At 68.7% G+C, this 14605-nt stretch carries 18 protein-coding genes; 5 read left to right on the top strand and 13 right to left on the bottom strand.

Annotation, left to right across the window (positions count from 1 at the left end):
- Positions 1 to 25 precede the first annotated feature (25 nt).
- Genes ACZ3HV_RS06835 through ACZ3HV_RS06810 form a run of 6 tightly spaced genes read right to left on the bottom strand, consistent with a single transcriptional unit; the run spans position 26 to position 5821 of the window.
- A complete protein-coding gene (locus ACZ3HV_RS06835) occupies positions 26 to 1534 on the bottom strand; it encodes an SCO6880 family protein (protein ID WP_360379196.1) in 1509 nt (502 codons plus the stop codon).
- Positions 1521 to 3116 (bottom strand): type IV secretion system protein, encoded by a 1596-nt coding sequence (locus ACZ3HV_RS06830; RefSeq protein ID WP_465681649.1) that lies wholly within the window; start codon positions 3114 to 3116, stop codon positions 1521 to 1523. The genes ACZ3HV_RS06835 and ACZ3HV_RS06830 overlap by 14 nt, the downstream gene beginning before the upstream one ends.
- Position 3117: 1 nt before the next feature.
- Complete coding sequence (locus ACZ3HV_RS06825; RefSeq protein ID WP_465681647.1) at positions 3118 to 4026, bottom strand: type IV secretion system protein; 909 nt, start codon at positions 4024 to 4026, stop codon at positions 3118 to 3120.
- Complete coding sequence (locus ACZ3HV_RS06820; RefSeq protein WP_465681645.1) at positions 4023 to 4868, bottom strand: DUF8175 domain-containg protein; 846 nt, start codon at positions 4866 to 4868, stop codon at positions 4023 to 4025. Before ACZ3HV_RS06820 ends, ACZ3HV_RS06825 begins: the two co-directional genes overlap by 4 nt.
- 41 nt (positions 4869 to 4909) lie before the next feature.
- Positions 4910 to 5176, bottom strand: a complete 267-nt coding sequence (locus tag ACZ3HV_RS06815; RefSeq protein ID WP_360379186.1) for a TrbC/VirB2 family protein — start codon at positions 5174 to 5176, stop codon at positions 4910 to 4912.
- A 15-nt stretch (positions 5177 to 5191) separates the two neighbouring features.
- Positions 5192 to 5821: a DUF6668 family protein gene (locus ACZ3HV_RS06810; RefSeq protein ID WP_360379183.1), complete on the bottom strand. Its 630-nt coding sequence runs from the start codon at positions 5819 to 5821 to the stop codon at positions 5192 to 5194.
- 248 nt (positions 5822 to 6069) lie between these two features.
- Here ACZ3HV_RS06810 and ACZ3HV_RS06805 point away from each other — a divergent pair, with 248 nt between their 5' ends.
- On the top strand, positions 6070 to 7512 hold the full coding sequence (locus ACZ3HV_RS06805) for a hypothetical protein (RefSeq protein WP_465681643.1): 1443 nt from the start codon (positions 6070 to 6072) through the stop codon (positions 7510 to 7512).
- Positions 7509 to 7778, top strand: coding sequence for a hypothetical protein (locus ACZ3HV_RS06800; RefSeq protein ID WP_465681641.1), 270 nt, complete (start codon positions 7509 to 7511; stop codon positions 7776 to 7778). Before ACZ3HV_RS06805 ends, ACZ3HV_RS06800 begins: the two co-directional genes overlap by 4 nt.
- Before the next feature lie 145 nt (positions 7779 to 7923).
- Here ACZ3HV_RS06800 and rplI read toward each other — a convergent pair whose 3' ends face one another.
- The 5 genes from rplI to ACZ3HV_RS06775 all read right to left on the bottom strand — a co-directional run bounded on the left by rplI (position 7924) and on the right by ACZ3HV_RS06775 (position 10992).
- The gene (gene rplI, locus ACZ3HV_RS06795; protein WP_360379175.1) at positions 7924 to 8370 is read right to left on the bottom strand and encodes a 50S ribosomal protein L9; all 447 of its coding nucleotides are present in this window, start codon (positions 8368 to 8370) and stop codon (positions 7924 to 7926) included.
- A gap of 14 nt (positions 8371 to 8384) precedes the next feature.
- Positions 8385 to 8618, bottom strand: a complete 234-nt coding sequence (gene rpsR / locus ACZ3HV_RS06790; protein WP_012924539.1) for a 30S ribosomal protein S18 — start codon at positions 8616 to 8618, stop codon at positions 8385 to 8387.
- A 78-nt stretch (positions 8619 to 8696) separates the two neighbouring features.
- Positions 8697 to 9278, bottom strand: coding sequence for a single-stranded DNA-binding protein (locus ACZ3HV_RS06785; RefSeq protein WP_465681638.1), 582 nt, complete (start codon positions 9276 to 9278; stop codon positions 8697 to 8699).
- A 93-nt stretch (positions 9279 to 9371) separates the two neighbouring features.
- On the bottom strand, positions 9372 to 9662 hold the full coding sequence (gene rpsF, locus ACZ3HV_RS06780) for a 30S ribosomal protein S6 (RefSeq protein WP_145804544.1): 291 nt from the start codon (positions 9660 to 9662) through the stop codon (positions 9372 to 9374).
- A 196-nt stretch (positions 9663 to 9858) separates the two neighbouring features.
- Positions 9859 to 10992 (bottom strand): MFS transporter, encoded by a 1134-nt coding sequence (locus ACZ3HV_RS06775; protein WP_465681636.1) that lies wholly within the window; start codon positions 10990 to 10992, stop codon positions 9859 to 9861.
- 94 nt (positions 10993 to 11086) lie between these two features.
- Between ACZ3HV_RS06775 and ACZ3HV_RS06770 the strand changes: the two genes are divergently transcribed.
- Entirely contained in the window at positions 11087 to 11587 is a 501-nt protein-coding gene (locus tag ACZ3HV_RS06770) for an Lrp/AsnC family transcriptional regulator (RefSeq protein ID WP_465681635.1), read from the top strand.
- Between the two features lie 63 nt (positions 11588 to 11650).
- Complete coding sequence (locus tag ACZ3HV_RS06765; protein WP_465681634.1) at positions 11651 to 12454, top strand: deoxyribonuclease IV; 804 nt, start codon at positions 11651 to 11653, stop codon at positions 12452 to 12454.
- Here the strand turns inward: ACZ3HV_RS06765 and ACZ3HV_RS06760 are convergent.
- Entirely contained in the window at positions 12435 to 12854 is a 420-nt protein-coding gene (locus tag ACZ3HV_RS06760; RefSeq protein WP_465681633.1) for a hypothetical protein, read from the bottom strand. The genes ACZ3HV_RS06765 and ACZ3HV_RS06760 overlap by 20 nt on opposite strands.
- 35 nt (positions 12855 to 12889) lie before the next feature.
- Between ACZ3HV_RS06760 and ACZ3HV_RS06755 the strand changes: the two genes are divergently transcribed.
- The gene (locus ACZ3HV_RS06755) at positions 12890 to 13426 is read left to right on the top strand and encodes an NUDIX domain-containing protein (RefSeq protein WP_465681631.1); all 537 of its coding nucleotides are present in this window, start codon (positions 12890 to 12892) and stop codon (positions 13424 to 13426) included.
- On the opposite strand, the gene ACZ3HV_RS06750 is transcribed toward ACZ3HV_RS06755, so the two are convergent.
- Positions 13395 to 14600 (bottom strand): MFS transporter, encoded by a 1206-nt coding sequence (locus ACZ3HV_RS06750; RefSeq protein WP_465681629.1) that lies wholly within the window; start codon positions 14598 to 14600, stop codon positions 13395 to 13397. The two genes, ACZ3HV_RS06755 and ACZ3HV_RS06750, sit on opposite strands and share 32 nt — an antisense overlap.
- Between the last annotated feature and the right edge of the window lie 5 nt (positions 14601 to 14605).

The raw sequence follows: 14605 nt of genomic DNA, 5'->3' as shown, positions 1-14605 counted from the left end.
CCAGAGGTCACTGTGCTGCTCTTGGTCATAGGGCTTCCCGCAGCCCCGCCGGTACCGACAGGTGGCTGGAGAGAACGACGCCCAGCGGCAAGGCGGCCACGAACGCGGAGTCCTGCGAGCCGTACGCCGGCCGGAGCAGGATGCGCGCGGTGGCGCCCAGGTTGTCGATGGCAGCAATCATGTCCGGGATCTGCTCGGCCGTCATCACCGTTCCGGTGACGACCATGCCGAAGTTGACCAGACCGGCGCCCCGCGCCTCCTCCTGCGCGGTTCGGTCCGCGGCGCGCGCCTCGGCCATCGTCCGTGCGGTCGGCCGGCTCGACGTGGTGGCCCGGAACGACGCGTTGCGCTTGTCGGCCTCCACCATCCGGGCCGAGGTGGCCGCATCCAGCGGACGGTAGAGCAGGGTGACCCGTTTGCGGTCGACGTCGATGTGCGGCGCGACCAGCTGGGACAGCACCGAGGAGAACACCTCACCACGCGGCGCCTGGGTCATCTGCCAGGTCACCGACCACGCGGAGTCGTGCCGGTACTTGTCCCAGAACCCCTGGGCCGCGGCCGGGCCGACGTCGGTCCACTGCAGCTCCGGCGCCATCCCCTGGCTGCGCGCCTCGTCAATCAGTACGGCGGACGCCGGGTCGTACGCGATCCGGACGGTCTCGCACAACTCCTGCGCGGTGACCGGACGGGCCGCACCGGCGCCGGTGGCGTTCAGGCTCTGGGTGAGCGCGGGAAGCCGGGACGCGAGCTCGCGGCCCATGTCCTCTTCCTTGCGGCGCTTGCCGTTGCGGTCGGTGCCCTTGAAGGTGAGGGCGACCCGGGCCGAGACCAGCGCCGAGCCCTCCGGGTAGCTCTGCACGACCTCGGTGAGCATTGCGCGGGCGATCGCCGGCGTCCCGTCCATCATGTTGTTGCCGACCTCACGGCGCAGCCGGATGCCGGTGTCGGGCGCGCTCTCCACGGTCACCGACGCGGCCACGATGCCTGGCTCGTGGCCGAGCGATGCCAGCCACTGGCCCCAGTGCGCGACCCACACGTCGACCTGTTCCTCGTCGACCAGCGACGCACCGTCGGGCTCGGCGTTGATGACGACGGTGAAGTGCCGCGTGCTCGGGTAGTACAGCAACGCGAACGGACGGCCGTACGAATCCTGGAACTCGCTCAGCTGTGACGCAGCGGCCAGGCCGGGGAGCTGGAACTTGCCCCAGGCGGTGCGACCGAGCGGACCGGAACGGTAGATGTTGTGCTTGGCCATCTTTGCTCGTTGCCATCCAATGCGGGTCGAAAGCCGTTGCAGGGCGGACTGTCCGTGCTTGTCCTTCGTCATCAGCATCAGCAGCGCGACGCCGACGATCAGCAGCGTGATGAGCGCGGCGAGCAAGCCGCCGGCCATCGTGGCGAAGACCGTGACGACCAGGCCGCCCATCATGATGCCGGTGCCGAGTGTGCCCAGGCCGCCGATACCCGCCGAGGCGGGCTGGCGCCAGTTGCCGTAGGTGCGCGGGGCACTTCGCACGTGGTCAGCCGCTGCCACTTGGTCCCTCCGGAGGTCGAGGAGGCGGAGGTTGCTGGTCTCGGGTCGTCTGTTGCTGCTGGGCGCGGGCCCGGTCGTTCTGGCGGTTCATGTCGCGCGTACGGCCGCCGCTGCCGGACGGGCCGCTGTCGCCGCCACCACCAGCGCCTCCGCCACCGCCGCCCCCACCACCGCCACCGCCACCGCCGCTGGAACCCTCGTCCATCGCGTCGTTGCCCATGCTCTCGTTCGCAGCCATCTGGCCGAAGGCCTTGGTGGCGTCGACGCCCATCTTGACGGCCACCACCGCGGCCGCGGCAGGCCCGGCGGCCGCCGCGGCTCCACCACCGGCAGCCGCTGCCCCACCGCCGGCGGCACCACCGGCACCACCCGCAGCGGCGCCACCGCCACCACCCGCGGCAGCCGCACCGCCTTCACCACCGGCCGCCGCGGCACCTTCACCACCTCCGGCGGCTTGGCCACCACCGCCACCGCTAGGGCCTTGCTGCTGGGCGGCGCGACCGACGTTCTGGGCGCCGGACGGACCATCGCCACCGCCGCCACTGCCTTGATCACCGGCTTTGTTGGCCGCGTCGGCCAGTTTGTCCATGCCGGGCCCGGCCAGCTTGGCGGCGAGCATGCCCGCCCCGGCACCACTCGCGGTCGCGGCCACCATCGGAACGATGAACCGCATCAGCGCGGGCAGCGCGAACAGCGCGAGCACCAGCATCGTCACGCCGGTCACCATGTTCATGATCTGGCCGCCGACGTCCTTGTCGTCGAAGCTCAGCCCCTGCCCGTTGTTCGAGGTGAGTCTGATCGCGGTCGCGTAGACGATCGCGGCCACCGGTTTGTAGAGGATGAACGCGAGCAGCCAGGAGATGATCCGCTTGAACCAGGTCCGGCCCATCTCGGTGTTCGTCGCGGCGGCCGCGATCGGCAGGACGCCGATCAGCAGGATCAGCATCGCCGAGCGGACCACCATCAGCACGATCTGGATCACGCCGGCGACGATGGTCAGGATGCCGATGGTGATCATCAGGCCGATGCCGATCGGACCCGCGGCCGCGGAGAAGCCGAGCAGGGCCGCCATCGTGTCGCCGAAGCCCTTGCCGCCGCCGTAGTTGCCGATGCCGCAGTGCCAGCCCGCGCCGTCGTCGCGCAGCGCGGTGGTGACCAGGCAGTCGGAGAACTTGTCCCCGAACTCGATCAGTGCCTGCGCCACCCCGACCGACAGCGCCGAGGCGACGGCCAGCGTGATCAGGGACCTGAGGATGTCGCGAGCCGGCTCACCACGGTGACTCCAGGCCATCTGCATGGCACCGACCAGCAGGCCGATGACGGCGATGAAGACCGCGATGTACTGCGTGTGCGCCCACATCCAGCCGACCGTGTCGTTGGCCGGGTGACCGTTGGCATCTCCGACCGCCGGCGTCTTCACATAGATCCAGAAGGTACCGATGGTGCCCATGATCAGCGTGATGGCGGCGGCGATGGCATCGAGAATCGGCTGAAAGATCAACTGGATCAACTTCTCAATCGCAGGCGCCAGGACCTTGGTGATGGCGTCGAAGAGGATGTCGTACCACGCGAGCGGGATCATGTCATGACGTCCTCGGCGACACGAAGCGGAGAATAGCGGGCAGCGCGACCACCGCGATGATCATCATGGTGACGCCCATGATGACCTTGAGCGTCTCCGGCGTACCCTCCGGCGGCGTGTAGCCCTCCGGCGGCTTCGGCGTCGACATCAGCTTGATGGCGGTGGCATAGATCAGCGCCGCCACCGGTTTGTAGAGGATGAATCCGGCCAGCCAGGCCACCGCCCGCTTGAACCACATCATCCCCATCTCGGTGTTGGTCGCAGCGGCGGTCAGCGGCAGGACGCCGACCAGCAGCACGAGCATCCCGTACCGGACGATCATCAAGGCCAGCTGGATGATGGCGGTGATCACCATCAGGATGCCGACGAAGATGATCAGGGCGAACTGGAGTTGCTCCGTGGGGTCCTTGAGCGGATCGGCCATCCGTTTGGTGAGCTCGGTCGCGAAGGCGTGGTCGTCGGCTCCGAGCGCCTGACCGATGATCCAGGAGGAGAACTCGTCCGACGCCTGGATCAGCAGGCCCGCGAAGCCGGCGCCCGCGGCGGAGACCACGACCATCGTGAGCAGCGACTTCAGGATCTCGCGCAGCGGCTCGCCCCGGTGCGACACCGCCATCTGGATCGCGGCCACGATGACGGCGATCGTCGCCGCCGCGGCCAGGATGTAGTTCGTGTGGACCTGGATGTAGCTGACGGCGCCGTTGTCGGAGACGTCCGGCGTCTTGATGTAGATCCAGAGGAACCCGACCGCCTTCAGCACGGCCTCGACGGCCGCCACGACCACGGCCGCGATGGCCTTGAAGATCAGCTTGAAGAACGGGTTGAGCGCGGCGCTGATCGCCTGGCCGAGGTACTTCTCGACGCAGTCGTCCCAGTTCCAGGGAGCCCAGGAACAGCCGAGGGTGATCATCCGGCACCACTGAACCTGACGTAGCCCTCGAGCCCCTGCAGGACATCGGGCGCGACCTCGCCGTTGAAGGTGCCGTCGGGCTGCAGCTCCGCCTTCCAGTCACCGTTCACCCAGACCATCGTGATCGGCAGCGACGCGACGTTGTCGTTGTTCAGCTCGGCGGCGACCTGGATGATCGCGCGGCGGGTGGTGTAGTCGATCACCTTGAAACCGGCGAACTGCACCTGGCCCGTGGCCTTCGGCGTCGCGCTGTTCCGGGCCTCGGCGACCGCGCGGCTGCGGCCCGGCCCGTCCACGACGCGCGTGGCGAGCACGGCATCGGTCAGGTCCGGGTTGCGAATCTGACCGAGCATGACGAGCGTGGCGAGCACGGCACCGGTCGGCGAGTGGGCGAAACAGGAACGCACGCCGTGGCTGTCCATCGCCGCCGGACCGCCGGCCGCCTGGAGCGGGATCAGCATGTCGGCCTCGAACTGCCAGGTCACAGCGGGCGGCGCGGCTCGCGGGGTCCGCATGTCCGGGTGTTTGTTCTTGCAGCCACCCGAGCCGTTGATCGGCGGCGGCGTACCTGGTGTGGTGCTCGGTTCATCCGTGGGTGTCGCGGGCGGCACGGACGGCTCCTCCGTGGGCTGTTCAGTGGGTACGACGGTGCTCGGGGTCTGGGTCGCCTGGGAAGCCGGCGTCCCCGAGTCTCCACGGGCGAAGAACCAGACCAGCAGGCAGACCACGACCGCGCCGACGACGATCGCCGACGCGACGAACCCACGCTCCTGCCAGAAGCTGGTCTCACCGCCGTCGGCGTCGTCGTCCCCGGAATCCGGATTGCTGCTGAACAGTCCCACCCGCGATCAGTCTCCGACGCGCGGGTCTGAGTACCCCGGGATCACTTCAGCGCGTCCACGAGGGCCGTCGCCGAACCGATGACGATGCAGGCCGCCAGCACCCAGCCGAGCCGGGCGGCGTGCTCGCCACCTTCACCACGACGCTGGCCGACCGCCATCATCGCGCCGGCGATCAGAACGCCGAGGATGCAGACGGTGTAGGCGATCCACTTGACCCAACCGAGGACCTTCTCGAGCTTGTCGGCGCCCGGCGGCGCTTCCATCGGGAGCAGGTTGGGGAGCTCCGAGACCAGATGTACCAACATCATCGTGCTGAGTACCTTTCAGTATGGGGCGGGGTAGTCCGCTGGGTTTGACGCGCGAAGAGCGTAGATGGATTCAAGAACCTCGAAAACCTCGTCGGGGGTGTTGTCAGGCGTGGGAGCCTCCCCTCTGCGCCACTCCTCGATCCAGGGAATGTCCCAGACTCTCGGAACGCCGCCGCCGACGATGTCCGCGAAGTCGTCGAGCACGCGGGGCAAGCGGCCCGGGGCGTCCGCGATCAGCACCAGGCCGAGCACGGCCACACCCTGCACCACCCCCGACGCCCACTCGATCGCGGCGCGCTGAGCGGCCCGCAGGCCGGACCCGTGGGTCCGGGCCACCAGAATGACCGGGGTCGGCACCGGTGGTGGCGGGATCGGCCAGCGGTGGCCGGCCGCCCGCGTCCCCGGGAGCAGCAGCGACATTGTGGTCTCGCCGGCACCGCCGTGCACACCGACCCACCACAGCGTGTCCGCGACCGGGATCGCGAACTTCGGCAGTCGCTCGTCCTCCGCGGGCGGCGCCACACCGTGCTGCGGCGCGGACGGACCCCGTGGCGGCAGGTCCGGCCGCGGCGAAGGGCCGGCTGACGGCTGCTGCGGACCCGAGGTCGGCGACTGTTGCTGCCGAGTCCACGGGTTCTGCGTCATGGCCCCTCCTCTCGCGGTGCGTCACAGGCTGTCGCCCACAGTATTCTCTCGCTTTCCGGGTGTACTTCCGTGACCCATCCACAGGCGAGGATGTTTCTACCCCCTTGTCGGGGTCAGTCGAGCCGCCGGGCTCGCGTGGTTTCTGCCTGCCCGGAATCCCTGGCATGCCTTCGTGCGGAGACATGCTAGAACGAGGACTTCGGAGTCGGATGAACGAGGGAGATCTGTGGCGGGAATGAGAGGTCGTCGTGGCTGAGAAGATCCCGTCCTGGCCCAAGGTCACGATTCGGCTGTACGACGACCACAACGCCGAGGTGAAGATCGCCGGCCGGAGTCATCCGGTCAACCATCACGACCCGCGACAGGCCGCGATCGCACTCGTCAGCGAACGGGCCGGGCAGCTGGGCCGCCCGATGAAGGCGACCGCCGTGGAGTCCGACGGTGCCTCCTGGCCGCTCATCATCCACCCGGACGGCCGGGTCGAGGCGGTCGAGACCGACAGTCGCGGACGCCCCCGCAGCAGCGGTGGCGGCGGTGGCAACGGTGGCAACGGGAAGAAGCCGATCTGGCCGATCATCCTCGCGTTCGTGCTGGCCGGCGTCCTGATCTTCGGGACGATTCTGTACGTGACCGTGCTCAGCAAGCTCGGAGACGGTACGCCGACCACGACCGAGTCGCCGAAGCTGCCCTCGCTGCCCGAGCCGAGCGTCGGTCCGGACCAGTTCGCGGCGCGCCCGGCGCCGCTGGGCTGGTCGAGCAAGGCGGACTGGACGGTCGACATCGCCGCCGACTCGGTGCCCGCGGTGTCCCCGGACGGCACGGAGGTCGCCGTACTGACGCCGGACCAGAAGATCGCGGTGTTCGATGCCAACGGCAAGGTGCTGTGGCAGGACAAGGTGCCGAAGGGCGCGGAGAGCCCGGTCTACACGACCGTCGACTCCAAGACGGTGGTAGCGGTGGCCACGCAGGACACGCTGTACTACTGGGCCGGCGACGGTGCCCAGGCGACCGAGATCGAGCTCCCCGACTCCTCCACCGTCCAGTTCTTCGGGACGTCCCCACTGATCCAGCTGTCCTCCGATGCGGGCGCGAGCGTGGTGTCGGGCGGCCAACTCAAGGCGGTGCCGGACCAGAAGCGACAGTCCACCATCCTGCTGGCCGAGGGCGACAAGGCGCTGATGGCGCGGTACCGGGGCCCGCTGTTCTGGAGCCAGCCGGGCAAGGACCTGCAGGAGGTCGACCTCAAGCCCCCGCGCGGGCTCAAGGATGTCGATCACGTCGTTGCCGCCAGCCCCGGTCGTGCGCTGGTGCTGTGGAAGACCAAGGACCCGGACGTCGTGGTCCCGGCCGTGCACTCGACCGCGACCGGCGCGGGCGTCGCCATCTGTCCGTCCGTGGACCTGGACCAGGTCCAGAGCTGGCAGTGGGTCCCGGACACCGCCCGCGGGGTGGCCGCCTGGGGTGAGTGCCTGATCAACTTCACCAGCAACTCGACCGTGCGCCGTCCCGGCTTCCAGCCGCTCTCGATCACCGGTACGACGATCTACGGGACGATCAGCAGCAACATGGTTGCCATCACCCCCGGTGCCGTCCGCACCCTGGCGCCCGGTACCGCTCGCCCGTGGGGCCTCGCCGGCAGCCACGCGATCGTCGTCCAGGACTCGGTCGTCTACGCGCTGGACAAGCCGTGAACCAGGTCGTACGACGGCGGTGGGCGCGGGTGGTCACCAGCCTGGTCGCAGCCGCCGTGGTGCTGGTGCCGTCGGCGGCGGCCAGGGCCGATGACGACCCGGGCCCGGTGCAGTGGCCGAAGATCGATCAGCCGGATGCCGGGGGCGGCGACGAGTCGGATCCGGTCCCGGTCAAGTGGACGAGGATCACAGCGCCGGAGAACAACTCCGACACCAACGACCCCAAGCCGGCCACCTGGCCGACCATCGTCAAACCGGCGAACTGACGGGACCCGGCGCCACCGAAGCCGGTCCGGCGAACTGACGAGACTCGCGCCACCGAAGCCGGTCCGGCGAATTGACAGGCTGAGGGAAAGCCAAGGCCCGCGTCTCCCCGAGGGGAGGACGCGGGCCTGTGGTGTGCTGCTGAGGTCAGCCGGCCGCAACCTCGAGGCGGACCGTGGCGGCCACCTCGGGGTGAAGCTGCACGGAGACCTGGTGCTTGCCGGTGGTCTTGATCGGCGACGCGATCGCGATCGCGCGCTTCTCGACCAGCGGGCCGCCGGCGGACTTGATCGCACCGGCGATGTCGGCCGGGGTGACCGAACCGAACAGGCGACCGGTGTCGCCGGCCTTGACGTCCAGCGTGACAGTGAGCTGCTCGAGCTGGTTCTTGACCTCGCTCGCGTGCTCCTTGCCCTGGATCGCCCGGGCGTCACGCGCCCGCTTGATCGAGGTGATCTGCTTCTCGGCGCCGCGGGTCCAGCCGATGGCCAGGCCGCGCGGAACCAGGTAGTTGCGGCCGTAGCCGTCCTTCACCTCGACGATGTCGCCGGGAGCCCCGAGGCCCTCGACCTCCTGCGCCAGGATGAGCTTCATGGTCCGCGCCTCCCTCAGCGAGCCGTGCTCGTGTACGGCAGCAGGGCCACCTCACGAGCGTTCTTGATTGCGGTGGCCACGTCGCGCTGGTGCTGCACGCAGTTCCCGGTCACCCGGCGGGCGCGGATCTTGCCGCGGTCCGAGATGAACTTGCGCAGCAGCGCGGTGTCCTTGTAGTCGACGTACGTTGCCTTGTCCTTGCAGAAGCCGCAGACCTTCTTCTTCGGCTTCCGAATGATCTTGGCCATTGTGGTGCTCTCTTCCTTCCAGAGCCCGGCACACGTGCCGGAATGGTCTGTCTTACCTGTTCACGACCCGGACCGGGATCAGAACGGAGGCTCCTCCATCGAGCCGCCGCCCTGGCTGGCCCAGGGGTCGTTCTGCGGGGCGGACTGGCCGCCACCGCCCTGTCCCTGCGGGGTTGCCCAGGGGTCGTTCTGCGGGGCGCCACCCTGGGCGCCGCCGTAGCCACCGCCCTGGCCGCCCTGGTTGCCACCGCCACCACCGAAGCCACCGCCGCCACCTTCGCCGCCGGGGCCCGAGCGCATCGCCCGGGTCACCTTGGCCGTGGCGCTGCGCAGGCTCGGACCGACCTCGTCCACGTCGATCTCGAAGACCGTGCGCTTGTTGCCCTCACGGTCGTCGTACGAACGGGACTTCAGCCGGCCCTGTACGATCACGCGCATGCCGCGCTGCAGCGACTCGGCCACGTTCTCCGCGGCCTGCCGCCAGACGGAACAACTGAGGAACAGCGACTCGCCGTCCTTCCATTCACCTGACTGCCGGTCGTAGGTCCGGGGCGTCGACGCGATCCGGAAGTTCGCGACGGCGGCACCGGACGGAGTGAACCGGAGCTCAGGATCGTCGACAAGGTTGCCGACCAGTGTGACGACGGTTTCGCCTGCCATTGCCGTTCCTCCTGCTATCGGGTGTGACTGTGTCTACAGCTATCAGTAGCGGCTGGCGCCGACAGTTACCGATGGCTGCTGACGACCCCAGGGTCAGTGCTGGTCCGGCCGGATGACCTTGGTGCGGAGGATCGACTCGTTCAGCGTGAGCTGACGGTCGAGCTCCTTCACCACCGCGGGCTCCGCGGTCAGGTCGATGACGGCATAGATGCCTTCGGCCTTCTTCTTCACGTCATAGGCAAGCTTGCGACGACCCCAGATGTCGAGCTTCTCGACCGAGCCACCTTCCTTGCGGACGATGTTCAGGTACTGGTCGATGGACGGCTCCACGGTGCGCTCATCGAGCTCAGGGTCGAGGATCACCATGACTTCATAACGACGCATGCGCGAACTCCACCTCCTTCGGACTTGGCGGCCACGGTCTCTCCGTGGCAGGAGGGCGATGCGAGTGCTCCACGCCGACACTTGCCGTCGGCGCCAAGCAACGAGCCCGGTCGATGGACCGGGCCACATCCAAGAGAATACCAGCGTCCGGGCGCCCTCCAGACCATATCCACAGGCCTATTCCGGTAACTCTCCGTCACCGAGACGGGACCGCAAGCGAGGGCCGACGCGCCACCAGCACGAGCAACAGTACGGCGAGAACCGCCGAGATCACGGCCAGGACCGGGAATCCCCCGACGGTGTACAGCCAGGGCGAACTCGCAGCGGCCAGAGCGGAGGCGGCCCAGATGAAGGACTCGACCTTGCTCTCCAGGTCCGCAGTCCGCAGCTGCGCGCTGCCGCCGAGGTAGCAGAGGTTCCAGGCGTAGCCGAGCAGGAAGAGGCCCGGTGTGAAGACCAGTCCCGTCCTGGTGACCAGCAAGGCGGACACCAGTAGCAGGGCAAGTCCCGTGAGGACCACCGGTCGCGGCCCGGACCGGTCGATCCACCAACCCGTCAGCGGAGACAGCGCGAACATGCCAAGGGTGTGAGCCGACAGCATGACCCCCAGCAGACCCAGCCCGTCACCGTGCTGGTGGGTATGAACGGGGACCGCACTCATCAGCGCAACCATCACCAGTTGCCCCACCACCATCACACCGGCCGCGAGGAGGACCGGCGTACGAAGTGATGCGGACGAAGAGTCGTGGTGATCCCGGACTGGCTCGGCGGTGGAGAGGACGGCGCGAATGTGGGTGGATGCGACCAGCGCCAAGAACACAGCCGCCACTGCGAGCAGGAACGGTCCGGACACGGCCGGCAGACCGATCGACGTGGCGAACGTCTGTGACGGCGCCATCAGGAACGGTCCACCGGCTGCACCTACGGTGCCTGCCCAGACCACAGCGCTCATGGCTGACGCGCGACGGGCAACAGGTACCGCATCCGCCGCGGCGTACCGCGACAAGAGGGCCGCTGCGTTGCCGACACCGAGGAGGAACATGCCGGCGAAGAGCGGTGCCACAGGCGAACCGACCGCGGTCAGCACTGTCAGCGCTCCACCGGCGACACCGACGCCGTACCCGATGCGCAGTGCCTGGATGCGTCCTAGCCGCGCAGTCCAGCGGCCCACGGCGAGTGCGCCGGCTGCTGTGCCCAGCACCCCGGCTGTGTTGGGTAGACCGGCCAGGCTGGGGCCAAGCCGGTCGGCGGTCAGGATGGTGCTCATCGCGCTCGCGGCGATCATGGCGGCGTTCATCAGGGCCGCGGCGACAACGATGGGGACCAGCATGTCTTCAACGGTAGGAAGGCGGCCATCGAACCTGAAGGCCTGATGTAAGGCGTTCGGGCTTGCACACCGGCGATGTCGAAGGTGTTCTGGGGAGATGACCTTTCAGGAGCGTGAGCTGGACACGACCGACTGGCAGATCCTGGCCGCACTGCAAGCCGACGGGCGGCTGTCGTTCAACCAGTTGGGCAAGCGGGTCAACCTCTCACCGCCCGCGGTCGCGGATCGGGTACGCCGCCTGGAAGAGGCCGGTGTGATCACCGGCTACCGCGCCCAGGTGGACCCGGCGCGGGCCGGTCAGCCGCTGTCCGCCTTCGTCCAGATGCGCTGCACGACCGGACGCTGCCTACTGAAGACCACACGAGCGGAGGACTTCCCCGAGGTCCTCGAGATCCACAAGCTCAGTGGCAACTCCTGCTCGATGCTCCGGGTCCGCGTCACCTCCATGCGCCACCTCGAAGGGCTCTTCGAACGCCTCGGTGAGCACGGCGAGATGAACACCCACGTCGTGCTGTCCACAGAGTTCGAGGGCCGTCCCGTACAACCACCGGCGCACGAGACGCGGCCGGTCACTCGCTCAGCGGGATGGGGTTCCTGAGACCGCGGCGGTGGGGCGGGGGACGAATTCAGTACTGTCGGTGGACGGTTCTAGGGTGGGGTCATGACTGTGAAGCTGGGTGCGCACGTCGATCAGCAGGACCCGCTGGCCGAGGCGGCCGACCGGGGCGCCGACCTGGTGCAGTTCTTCCTCGGCAACCCGCAGGACTACAAGGCGCCGAAGCTCGCGTACGCCGACGGCGAGGAGGCACTGCGGGAGCGGTCCGCCGCCGCGGGCGTGGACTTGTACGTGCACGCGCCGTACCGGCTGAACGTGGCGAACACGAACAACCGGATCCGGATCCCGAGCCGCAAGCTGCTCCAGCAGACCCTCGACAAGGCCGCCGAGATCGCCGTCAAGGGCGTGATCGTGCACGGCGGGCACGTCGGCGACGAGGACGACCCCGAGGCCGGCTTCGACAACTGGCGCAAGTGCATCGAGCGGGCCGAGCTCCCGGTGCCGCTGCTGATCGAGAACACGGCCGGCGGCGAGAACGCGATGGCGCGTCAGCTGGACCGGATCGCGCGACTCTGGGACGCGGTCCAGTCGTCCGGCAACGACCGCCTGGAGAACCTCGGCTTCTGCCTCGACACCTGTCACTTCCACGCGGCCGGTGAAGAGCTGCCGTCGATCGTCGAGAAGGTGCTCGCGATCACCGGCCGGATCGACCTCGTGCACGCCAACGGCTCACGCGACGAGTTCGGTTCCGGTGCCGACCGGCACAGCAACTTCGAGGAGGGCCACATCGACCCGGCCGACATCGTCGCGGTCGTGCAGGCCGCCGGTGCCCCGGTCGTCGTCGAGACGCCGAACGCCGACCACGGCCAGAAGGCCGACATCGACTACCTCAGGGCGCACCTGAGCTAGTCGGCTCGAGGTTGTGCAGCCAGTAGGTCAGGCCGAACGGGAGCAGCAGCGCAAGCCCAGTGCTGTTCCGCGTGGGAATCAGGACGCCGGCGACGATCGCGACGAGGAGCAGGATCGTCGTGAGCTGGAAGACGTCGACTCGACCGAGCACCCGGGTGCGCAGGGTGAGACGGCCGATGGCGCACGCACTGTAGACGACGACCAGCGCGAGCAGGCAGAGCCCCGCGACGGCCACGCCGACCCAGGCGAGTACGTCGTACCCGTCGGCGCCACTGAGGATGCCGGAGAGCTGGAAGACACCGACGAGCACCGTGAGTCCGGCAGCGGACCACAGCAACCGCGCAGTGGTACGACGAGCCCGCTCAGGATCAGGCACGGGGTCCGGTTCCGAGGGCGCCATGGGGGCGACGGTAGCGCAGGGAGACAATGGCGCGCATGCAGACCTGGGCCGAGCGGTTCCCCGAGCTCTTCGCGCCGGACCACTGGGCCTGGGGCGAGCTCGACGTCCGGTACTCCACCGAGCGCGCGCCGGACGAGCTGATCAGCAACGTGCACGTGGTCGGCCGCGCCGACGGCGGAATCGTTGTCTGTAGCAACGATCTGGGCTGGCGCTTCCTCCCCGGCGGTACTCGCGAACCAGGCGAGACGATCGAGCAGCTCGTCCACCGCGAACTCCTCGAGGAGGCCGGTGCCCGGCTGACCGGTCCGTTGACCTGGCTCGGCGCCCACCGCGCCGAGCACGGCCGGCCCGCGCCGTACCGCCCACACCTCCCGCACCCGATCTCGTACTGGGCCACCGTGGTCGCGGACGTCGTGGTCGACGCGCAGCCGACCAACCCCGACGACGGCGAGCAGGTGGTCGAGGTTCTCGTCCTGCCACCGGAACAGGCGGCCGGCTACCTCGACGCCCAGGCCGACGGCGGGGCGATGGGCAGCCAGGTCAGACTGGCTCAGGCAATGGGGCTGGTTTAGCCGACTGCCACGGCAGTACGGCGGCACTCACCGCACAGCAGCCACCCGCGACCCATAGCGCGCCGCGAAGCCCGACCAGCGCCGCGAGCACCCCACCGAGCGCCATGAAGGCAGGCTGGACACAGCGTGAACTGATCGACCACGCCCCGACCACCCTGGCCATGAAACCGTCCTCGGTCACGTCCATCCGGTACGTCGCGAACGACGGGTTGAACACACCGGAGGCCACCAGCAGGCAAGTCTCCGCCGCAGTGAGCAGCACGAACCCGCCCAGACCGTGTGGAGCCAACGGGAAGAGCAGCAGCCACGGAGCCCGCAGAATGCCGAACACGATGAGCATCCGATGCAGTCCGTGCCGACGTATGAGCCGGGGCGCCAACTGGGCGCCCAGCACGCCACCCAGGCACGCGAGACCGAGGAACAAGCCATAGCTCCACGGCGCCAGGCCGAGGTCACGCAGCATGAACACCGTCAGCAGCGGCACCGTCATCATCACCGGCCCGCCGAACAACTGCGAGTTCCAGAACAGTGCGCGCAGTCCGCGATGGCCAAGGATGTACCGCCACCCGGCGGTCACATCCGCCTTCCCGTCCCGCCGTACGGGCGTCGGCTCGGGCTGCTCGATCCGCCGGACGCCGATCGCGGACAGCAGAAACGACACCGCATCGACCGCCAGCGTGGCGGTCGCACCGACCAGGCTGACCAGCGCACCGCCGATCGCCGGACCGATGCTCAGCGAGATCCAGTTGGTCTGCTCGAACCGGCTGTTCGCCTCGGCCCGCCCCTCGGCCGGGATCAGCGCCTTCAAATGCGCACCGCTCGCCGACTGGAACGCGATCATCGCAGCGGCTTGCACGATGCCGACCACGCACAGCTGCACGTACGTCAGAACGTCGAACACCGCGGCCAACGGAACAGAGATCAGTACGGCGAACCGCACCAGGTCCGCCGTGATCATCACCGGCCGCTTCCGCCGTTGCTCGATGAAGTCACCCATCGGCACGCCGAGCACCGCCCCGATCGCGGACAGCGCGGCGAGCATCGAGACCTGGAACGTGCTGGAGTCCAGAGCGAGTACGGCGATCAGCGGCAGGGCACCGAGGCCGACCGCCGATCCGACAGCGCTGACAGTGAACGCGAGCCACAACCGGCGGAAGTCCCGACCCAAAGACATCCCGC

Source organism: Kribbella sp. NPDC020701 (assembly GCF_055562215.1).
This window is presented reverse-complemented; position numbering and strand designations above follow the sequence as displayed.